This window comes from Streptomyces sp. 13-12-16, assembly GCF_002114215.1.
GTDB lineage: Bacteria > Actinomycetota > Actinomycetes > Streptomycetales > Streptomycetaceae > Streptomyces.
The window spans coordinates 1-1318 of sequence record NZ_NCTE01000295.1 but is presented as its reverse complement, the minus strand read 5'-3'; the positions used below and the strand labels follow the sequence as shown (position 1 = coordinate 1318).

1 protein-coding gene and 1 pseudogene are annotated in these 1318 nt (G+C 76.9%); both read left to right on the top strand.

The window, feature by feature from the left end; all coding sequences use genetic code 11:
• Nucleotides 1–683: pseudogene (locus B7767_RS12930) on the top strand (hypothetical protein); the annotation flags it as partial.
• The gene (locus B7767_RS12925; protein WP_085572316.1) at nucleotides 680–1285 is read left to right on the top strand and encodes a hypothetical protein; all 606 of its coding nucleotides are present in this window, start codon (nucleotides 680–682) and stop codon (nucleotides 1283–1285) included. The pseudogene B7767_RS12930 and the gene B7767_RS12925, both read left to right, overlap by 4 nt.
• Nucleotides 1286–1318 lie beyond the last annotated feature (33 nt).

Here is a 1318-nt window from a genome sequence, read left to right as displayed (position 1 = left end):
GGACGGGCGGGCTCACGGCCGCCGCGGTCCTCGCGTACACCGCGCGCCGCCGCGCCCTCGCCCTGCTGCCGCTGGTGGCCGCGGCCGCCGCCGGGACGCTGCTCGTCCAGAGCGGCGACGGTCTGTGGCGCGCCGACCCGCTCACCCGGCGTCAGGTGTGCGACACCTCCACCACCCCGCAGATCTGCGTGAACGCCCGCTACAAGGAGTTGCTCCCCCAGGTCACCGAGGCCCTGTCCGGGATGACGGGCCGCCTGGAGGGCGTGGAGAACCTGCCGGTGCGCTTCGAGGACCTGCCGGGCCGGCCGGGACCGGACGAGGTGGAGCTGCCGATGATCACACCGATCGGCTGGTCCGTCGTACGGGGGCGGCTCACCGATCCCGGGGAGTACGCGTGGGCGGCGGGGATCGCGCTGCAGGGCCGCGGGGACTGCGGTGAGGTGGCGCCGCGGGTGGCCGCCGTGGACGACGCCGTCGAGTACCACCTGGCCCCCAGCCCGCTGCGGCGGCAGTTCGACGAGCAGGACGCGCGGGGCGGCGCCGCCGAGCGCGCCCGGCTCGAGGAGCGGCTCGCGGCGCGCGAACGTCTGGCGTCGATGGGTGACGAGGAGCGCCGCGCGTGGCTGTCGGCGTACTTCGCGACGCGGGACGAGTGCGGCCGGAACGGGGTGCCGGCACTGTGACCCACGGCTTCCTGCTGTACGCCCGCGCGCGCACCGTTCCGCGCACCGTGCTCGTGCTCGTCGCGACCGCCGCCCTCGCCGTCCTGGGCGCCCGGAACCTGAACGCGTACCTGGACCCGGCCCGGCAGGTGCCGGTCGTCGCGCTGGCGCCCCTGTTCGCGGCGGCGGTGATCGGCACGAGCCTGCACAGCGCGTCCGAGGAGCTGGACCGCACCGCCGTACGTCCCTGGTGGCGCCGGCGTCTGGTCCATCTGCTGGCGCTGACCGGCTGTGCCGCGCTGCTGCTGGCGGCGACCGTGCTCGGCCCCTCGTCCCCGTTCGGTCCGTCGGCGATGGTCCGCAACACCCTGGGGTGCACGGGCCTCACCGCCGGCGCGGTCGCCGTGCTGGGGGCCCGGCTGAGCTGGCTGCCGGTCTTCGGTTACGTCAGCGCCGTGTACGTGGGCTCCGCGAGCGCGCGCGGCACGCTGGTCCCGGTGTGGGCGTGGCCGGTGCAGCCGGCCGGGCGGCACGTCGCCTGGGTGACCGCCGGAGTGCTCCTGGTGGCGGGCACGGCGCTGTACGTCGTGCGCGGGGCGCGGCCGGAGGGGCGGCGCGGCTGACGCGCCGTACGGGGTGCTCGCCGGGCCTCGTCC